This is a genomic window from Saccharopolyspora sp. 6M, assembly GCF_020176775.1.
Lineage (GTDB): Bacteria > Actinomycetota > Actinomycetes > Mycobacteriales > Pseudonocardiaceae > Saccharopolyspora_C > Saccharopolyspora_C gregorii.
In genome coordinates, this window is sequence record NZ_JAIUJZ010000006.1 from 1 (window position 1) to 7688 (window position 7688).

Consider the following 7688-nt stretch of genomic DNA (forward strand, 5'->3'; position numbering starts at 1 on the left):
CCGCCCTCCCCGCGGGGCGCCGGGGGGGGGGGGGGGGCCCCGGGGGGGGGCCCCCCCCCCCCCCCCGGGCCGCCCCCCCCGGGGGGGGGGCGGGGGCCCCGCCGTGCGCCCGCTGGTGATCCCCGCCCGCGCCGGTTGTGGCACGGTGAACCGGTGCGAATCCTTGTCGTGGAAGACGAGCAGCCGCTGGCCGACGCCGTCGCCCGCGGGCTGCGCAGGGAAGGCATGGCTGTGGACGTCGCCTACGACGGCGAGAGCGGCCAGGAGAAGGCGTCGATCACCCGGTACGACGTGATCGTGCTGGACCGGGACCTGCCGGTGATGTCCGGGGACGAGCTGTGCCGCGAGGTCGTGTCCTCCGGCGAGCTCACCCGGGTGCTGATGCTGACCGCCAGCGGCACCGTGCAGGACCGGGTGGACGGCCTGTCGCTCGGCGCCGACGACTACCTGGCGAAGCCGTTCGCGTTCCCGGAGCTGATCGCGCGGGTGCGGGCGCTGGGCAGGCGCGCGACTCCGGCGGTGCCGCCGCTGCTGACCGCGCGCGGCTTGGAGCTGGACCCGGCGCGGCGGGTGGTGCGGCGCGACGGCTCGGAGGTGGAGCTGACCCGCAAGGAGTTCGGCGTGCTGGAGGTGCTGCTGGCGGCCGGTGGGGCGGTGGTCAGCTCGGAGGAGCTGCTGGAGCGGGTGTGGGACGAGCACGCCGACCCGTTCACCACGACCGTGCGGGTCACGATGATGACCTTGCGCAAGAAGCTCGGCGAGCCCGCGGTCATCGACACCGTCGTCGGCTCCGGCTACCGGGTGCCGTCGGCGGGCCGCGCCGAGCACACCGGGGCGTGAGCGTGGGCCGTCCGGCGGTGCCACCCGGCCTGCGCCCGCTGATCCGGCGCGGTCCCGGGCTGCGCGCGCGGTTGACGCTGCTCGCCACCGGACTGGTGGCCGCGGTGAGCGCCCTGCTGCTGTGGCTGGGCTGGCTGCTGGTGGGCAACGTCGTCGCGGGCGTGCCGCGCCTTCCACCCGGTGGCCTGGTCCGGGTCGGCGAGGCGCTGGTGCCCGCCGAGCAGCTCGGGGCCGCGCTGCGCGCCTCCGCCCGCCACCAGGTGCTCACCGCCGGCGGCGTCGCGTTCGTGGCGGTGGTGCTGGCGGCGGCGGTGCTGGCGTGGACGGTGACCGGCCGGGTGCTGCGCCCGCTGCAGGAGGTGACGGATTCGGCGCGGCGGCTGTCCGCGGAGTCGCTGGACGAGCGGATCGCGCTGGGCGGTCCGCGCGACGAGGTAGCGGAGCTGGCCGACACCTTCGACGCGATGCTCGACCGGTTGCAGGCCGCGTTCGACTCGCAGCGCCGCTTCGTCGCCAACGCCAGCCACGAGCTGCGCACCCCGCTGGCGGTGATCCGCACCGAGCTGGACGTGACGTTGAGCGACCCGGACGCCGACGCCGAGGAGCTGCGCCGGATGGCGGAGGTGCTGCGCGAGGCCGCGGCCAGGGCGGAACGGCTGGTGGAGGCGTTGTTGCTGCTGGCCCGCACCGACGGCGCGGAGCTGGCCGAGCGGGAGCGGGTGGACCTCCACGAGGTCGCGGTCCGAGCCCGGCGCGGCGTCGAGGCCGAGGCGCAGGCGCGGTCGGTGCGGATCACCTGCCACGGCGAGCCGGTGTTCGTGCTGGGCGATCCGGCGTTGCTGGAACGGATCGCGGAGAACCTGCTGGAGAACGCCGTGCGCCACAACGTCGACGGTGGCTGGGTCGAGGTCGTGACGACGATCGCCGGGCGTTCGGCGCTGCTGCGGGTGTCGTCTTCGGGCCCGCTGATCGACCCCGATCAGGTGGACGCCCTCTTCGCCCCGTTCCGTCGAGCGGGCATGCAGCGCACGGCCCGCACCGGCGCGGGCCTGGGCCTGTCCATCGTCCGCGCCGCCGTCACCGCCCACGGCGGTCGTGTGACGGCCCGGTCCGTCCCGAACGGCGGCCTCGACGTGTGTGTGGAACTGCCGGTCGATGTATGACCCGTAGTAGCTAACCGGCAGGCCTTCCGCGCTCGCGGACGCCGACAGTCGTTGGTCGTAGGTGACGAAAGCAGTCAACTGAGCGCCGAAGACAGCGCGGGCTGTGGCGAGGTTACGGCGTTCCGAACCGGAGCTGCTCGGCTCGGTCCCCGCCGTCCTGTGCCGGATATCGACGTACGACATCGACGACGTGGTTCGGGCCACCGCGGCCGCATACCAAGACATGTCGTTGCGTTCGCTCGATGCCGTTCAAGCAAGTCCCGGACGCTGACAGCGGCCAGGTGCCGGCGATTTCGACCACCGTGACGTGGAGATCGCGCAACGGGCGTACCCGGGAAGGCTCATCGTGCTCAACCAGAGTGGTGGTCGGGAAGTGCATCCCGCGCGCGGAACGCCTGGTGCGCCACCTGCGCCGTTGTGGTGACCGAACGGCCGGCTCCCACGGAACAGGGGCCGGGACGACAGGTCGTCCCGGCCCCGTCACGAGAACCTGATCAGGCGGGCACCGAGGCCACGCCCTTCGGCAGGAACCGCGTGCCGTTGACCTGCTCGGCGATGCCGGAACGGTCCAGGTAGGCGGTGATGCCGCCCAGCCAGAACGGCCAGCCCGCGCCGAGCAGCATGCACAGGTCGATGTCCTGCGCCTCGGCGACGACGCCCTCGTCCAGCATCAGCCGGATCTCCTGGGCCAGCGCCTCCAGCGCCCGGTCCCGCACCTGCTCGGAGGTCGACGGGTTCGAGCCCTGCTCCCACAGCGCGACGACCTCGGGGTCGACGACCTGGCCGCCCTGCTCGTCCTGCTGCCACACGGCCGTCTTGCCGGCCTTGACGAACCGCTGCAGGTTCTCGCTGATGCCGAACCGGTCCGGGTACGCCGCGTGCATCGTCTCGTTGACGTGCTGGGCGACGGCCGGGCCGACGAGCTGCAGCAGCACCAGCGGGCTCATCGGCAGGCCCAGCGGGGTCAGCGCGCGGTCGGCGACGTCGAAGGGGGTGCCTTCGTCGACGGCGGCGATGATCTCGCCCATGAAGCGGGTCAGCAGCCGGTTCACCACGAACGCCGGGGCGTCCTTGACCAGCACGCTGGACTTCTTGAGCTGCTTGCTGACCGAGAACGCGGTGGCCAGCGAGGCGTCGTCGGTCTTCTCGCCGCGCACGATCTCCAGCAGCGGCAGCACCGCGACCGGGTTGAAGAAGTGGAAGCCCACGACCCGCTCGGGGTTGGTCAGCTTCGACGCCATCTCGGTGATCGACAGCGAGGAGGTGTTGGTGGCCAGGATCGCCTCGGGGGAGACGTGCTGCTCCAGCTCGGCGAACACCTCCTGCTTGACCGTCATCTCTTCGAAGACGGCTTCGATGACGAAGTCGGCGTCGGCGAACGCGGCCTTGTCCAGCGACCCGGTGACCAGCGCCTTGAGCCGGTTCGCGCCGTCGGGGGAGAGCCTGCCCTTGCCGAGCAGCTTGTCGATCTCGCCGTGGATGTAGCCGACGCCGCGGTCGATGCGTTCCTGGTCGACGTCGGTGATGACCACCGGCACCTTGAGGCGGCGCACGAACAGCAGCGCCAGCTGACCGGCCATCAGCCCGGCGCCGACGACGCCGACCTTCTTGACCTCGCGGGCCAGCGACTTGTCCGGCGCACCGGCAGGCCGCTTGACGCGCTTCTGAGTGAGGTCGAAGGAGTACAGGCCGGCGCGCAGCTCGTCGGACATGAGCGCGTCGGCGAGCGCCTCGGTCTCGGCCGCGTACCCGGCGTCGAGGTCGTTGCCGCGGGCCAGTTCGAGCAGCTCGACGGCCTTGGTGACCGCGGGCGAGGCGCCCTGGGTGCGGGCGGTGACGATGCCCTTCGCGCGTGCGATCGCGTCGTCCCAGGCCTGGCCGCGGTCGATCTCGGCGCGCTGCACGGTCTGCTCGCCGCCGACCACGCGCACCGCCCAGCGGATCGACTCCTCCAGGAAGTCGGCGCTCTCCAGCTGCGCGTCGAAGATGCCCAGTCCGGTGGCCTTCTTCGCGTTGAGCATCTTGTTCTGGTTCAGCGCGTTCTCGATGATCACGCTGACCGCGGCGTCCGCGCCGATCAGGTTCGGCAGCAGCTGGGTGCCGCCCCAGCCGGGAAACAGGCCGAGGAAGCACTCGGGGAACGCGATCGCGTTCACGCTCTCCGAGACGGTCCGGTAGTGGCAGGACAGCGCCAGCTCCAGGCCGCCGCCCAGCGCCGCGCCGTTGACGAACGCGAAGGTCGGGATGGTCGACTCGGTGAGCCTGCGGAACACGTCGTGCCCGGTCTGCGCGACCTGGTGGGCGTGCTGCCGCTCGGCGATCTGGGTGACGCCGGAGAGGTCGGCGCCGACGGCGAACACGAACGGCTTGCCGGTGACCGCGATCGCGGCGGGCCCGGCGGCGAACGCCTCGTCCAGCGCAGCGTTCAGCGCGGTGAGCCCGCCGGGGCCGAACGTGGACGGCCGGGTGTGGTCGTGGCCGTTGTCGATGGTGATCAGCGCGAGCTCGCCGCCGAGCCCGGGCACGTTCAGCAGCCTGGTGTGCGCCTGGGTGACGACCTCGTCCGGGAACAGCGCTGCGAAGTCGGTCTGCGTGCTCACTTCGCGCCCCCTGCGGTGTCGAAGTTCGGGTTCTCCCAGATGACCGTGCCGCCCATGCCGAAGCCGATGCACATGGTGGTCAGGCCGTAGCGCACCTCGGGGTGCTCGGCGAAGTGCCGGGACAGCTGCGTCATCAGCCGCACCCCGGAGGAGGCGAGCGGGTGGCCGCAGGCGATGGCGCCGCCCCACGGGTTGACCCGCTGGTCGTCGTCGGCGATGCCGAAGTGCTCCAGGAAGGCCAGCACCTGCACCGCGAAGGCCTCGTTGATCTCGAACAACCCGATGTCGGAGATGTCGAGCCCGGCGCGCTTGAGGGCCTTCTCCGTCGCCGGGATCGGGCCGACGCCCATGACCTCCGGCTCGACGCCCGCGAAGGCGTAGCCGACGAGCTTCATGCCGACGGGCAGGCCCAGCTCGCGGGCGGTCTCGGCGTCGGCGAGCACGCAGCCGGTGGCGCCGTCGTTGAGCCCGGCGGCGTTGCCCGGGGTGACCCGGCCGTGCGGGCGGAACGGGGTCTTGAGCCCGGCCAGCGCCTCGGTCGTGGTGCCGGGGCGCGGCGGCTCGTCGGCGGTGGCGAGGCCCCAGCCCTGCTCGGCGGAGCGGGTGGAGACCGGCACCAGGTCGGCGGCGATCTTGCCGGCGAGCTGCGCGGCCTCGTAGCGCTGCTGGCTCAGCGCCGCGTAGGCGTCGGTGCGCTCCTTGGTGAGGCTCGGGTAGCGGTCGTGCACGTTCTCCGCGGTGGAGCCCATGATCAGCGCGGAGGGGTCGACGACGCTGTCGGCGACGTAGCGCGGGTTCGGGTCGACGCCCTCGCCCATCGGGTGGTTGCCCATGTGCTCGACGCCGCCTGCGATGGCGATGTCGTAGGCGCCGAAGCCGATGCCGCCCGCGATGCTGGTCACCGCGGTCATCGCGCCGGCGCACATGCGGTCGATGGCGAAGCCGGGCACGGACTGCGGCAGGCCCGCCAGCAGCGAGGCGCTGCGGCCGATGGTCAGCCCTTGGTCGCCGATCTGGGTGGTGGCGGCGATGGCGACCTCGTCGATGCGCTCCGGCGGCAGCTCGGGGTGGCGCCGCAGCAGTTCGCGGATGACCTTGACGACCAGGTCGTCGGCGCGGGTCTCGGCGTAGATCCCCTTCTTGCCTGCCTTGCCGAACGGCGTGCGGACGCCGTCGACGAAGACCACGTCCCGTACGGCACGTGCGCTGCGCGGGTCGGCTGGTGCCGACGCGGGTGCGACCACGGCGTGCTCCTCACTGTGTGGGTCCTGCGTTGTGCGGGTTCCGGACCGGCCCCGGCGGCGTTCGTCCGGGAGTGGGCGCCGGCCCCGCCGCTACTGGTCGGTAACAGCCACTCTAGCGCTTATTACCCACCGGTAACCACCGGGTGCGGGGCGGTGCGCCCATGTCTGTTCGCTCACAGCCCCACCTGCGGGTTCGGCCGCCGGGAGATCGCGCGGCCAGCCTACGCACCCCGCTGCCGCGCGCTCGGTGACGACGAGGCGGCGGAGATCGGCCGCACCGGTTCGCGGCGGTCCCGGCAGCGACCCGCGGCAGAGCGCGCACGCGTTTCGCCGCCCACCTCGGCGGCTCGGACCGTCCGCCGCCCACCTCGACGGCTCGTGCCCACCTCGACGCCTCGTGCCCAGCTCGGCGGCTCGGACCGCGTCCGTTCGCCGCACGTCTTCGCCGTCGACGGATCGGGCCGTGGAGTCCCGCGACCGGAGCTCGTCCGGGGAGGAGGAACGCGGGCTTCCACGGCACCGGCGTCCGACGGCTCATCGGCGTGCTGCGCCGCCGATCCCGCGGCCGATCGGGCCGCCGCCCCCGCGCACCGGGAGCGGCGGCGGCCCGAACGCGCCAGGACTACTTGCCCGGTTCCGCCTGCAGCGCGGTGCTCAACGGCGTCGCGGTCAGCCCGATCTGCCACTCCCGGGCGCCTCGTTCGCGCAGCCGGTTCGCGACCGACTCGACCCCGAGGTCCTCCGGCGGCGTCCAGCACAGCCGCCGCAGCAGGTCCGGGAGCAGCAGGTTCTCCACCGGCAGCCCGTGCTCCTCGGCGATGGCCGACATGGCCGACTTGGCCGCGGACAGCCGCGCGGCGGCCGCCGGGTCGCGGTCCGCCCACCGGTTCGGCGACGGCGGTCCGTCCTGCGGCGGCGAGACCACCGGCAGCTCGTCCTGGGGGAGTTCGCGGGCCGCGCGCAGCGCGCCCAGCCACGTCGAGGCGCGGCGGCGCTGCTGCCTGCCGCCGAACACCGGCAGCGCGGTCAGCTCGGCTTCGGTTCCGGGGCCGCTCTGCGCGGCCTGCACCACGGCGGAGTCCGGCAGGATCCGGCCCGGTGCGATGTCCCGCTCCGCGGCGATGCGGTCGCGCACCGTCCACAGCGAGCGGACGGCGGCGAGCTGGCGGGCGTTGCGGATCCGGTGGATCCCGGAGGTGCGGCGCCACGGTTCGGCGCGCGGGCGGGGCGGCTCGGCGGTGCGCACCGCCTCGAACTCCTCCCACGCCCATTCGAGCTTGCCCTGCCGGGTCAGCTCGTCGTGCATCGCGGCGCGCAGGTCGATCAGCAGTTCCACGTCCAGCGCGGCGTACACCAGCCAATCGGCGGGCAACGGCCGGCGCGACCAGTCGGCGGCGCTGTGGCCCTTCTCCAACCGGTAGCCGAGCATGCGCTCGACGAGGGTGCCCAGCGAGACCCGGTCGAACCCGGCCAGCCGCCCGGCGAGTTCGGTGTCGAACAGCCGTTGCGGGTGCAGGTTCAGCTCGGACAGGCAGGGCAGGTCTTGGGACGCGGCGTGCAACACCCATTCGGTGTCGGCCAGCGCCGCTTTCAGGGGTTCCAGGGCACCGTTCAGCGCGACCGGATCGACCAGCACCGTCCCCGCGCCTTCCCGGCGCAGTTGCACCAGGTAGGCACGTTGGGAGTACCGGTATCCGGACGCGCGTTCGGTGTCCACCGCGACCGGACCGCTCCCCGCGGGCGCGGGCGGCCCCGGGGGGGGGCACGGGTGGTGTGGGTGGGACACCCCGCGGGGGGGGGGCGCGGGGGCGGGGGGGGGGGCCGCGGCCCGGGGCGGGGGG

Annotated in this window: 4 protein-coding genes and 1 pseudogene; 2 read left to right on the forward strand and 3 right to left on the reverse strand. The window is 73.4% G+C overall.

Annotated elements, in window-relative coordinates:
* The first annotated feature begins 153 nt into the window (after nucleotides 1-153).
* A complete protein-coding gene (locus tag LCD31_RS00690) occupies nucleotides 154-840 on the forward strand; it encodes a response regulator transcription factor (RefSeq protein ID WP_224955420.1) in 687 nt (228 codons plus the stop codon).
* Between the two features lie 2 nt (nucleotides 841-842).
* Complete coding sequence (locus LCD31_RS00695) at nucleotides 843-2003, forward strand: cell wall metabolism sensor histidine kinase WalK (RefSeq protein ID WP_224955423.1); 1161 nt, start codon at nucleotides 843-845, stop codon at nucleotides 2001-2003.
* Nucleotides 2004-2497: 494 nt separating this feature from the next.
* Here the strand turns inward: LCD31_RS00695 and LCD31_RS00700 are convergent, their stop codons facing one another.
* The 3 genes and pseudogenes from LCD31_RS00700 to LCD31_RS00710 form a co-directional block, all read right to left on the reverse strand.
* Nucleotides 2498-4603: a 3-hydroxyacyl-CoA dehydrogenase NAD-binding domain-containing protein gene (locus tag LCD31_RS00700; RefSeq protein ID WP_224955421.1), complete on the reverse strand. Its 2106-nt coding sequence runs from the start codon at nucleotides 4601-4603 to the stop codon at nucleotides 2498-2500.
* Nucleotides 4600-5847: a thiolase family protein gene (locus LCD31_RS00705; protein WP_224955422.1), complete on the reverse strand. Its 1248-nt coding sequence runs from the start codon at nucleotides 5845-5847 to the stop codon at nucleotides 4600-4602. Before LCD31_RS00705 ends, LCD31_RS00700 begins: the two co-directional genes overlap by 4 nt.
* A gap of 622 nt (nucleotides 5848-6469) precedes the next feature.
* Nucleotides 6470-7688 (reverse strand): annotated as a pseudogene (locus tag LCD31_RS00710) (HRDC domain-containing protein); the annotation flags it as partial.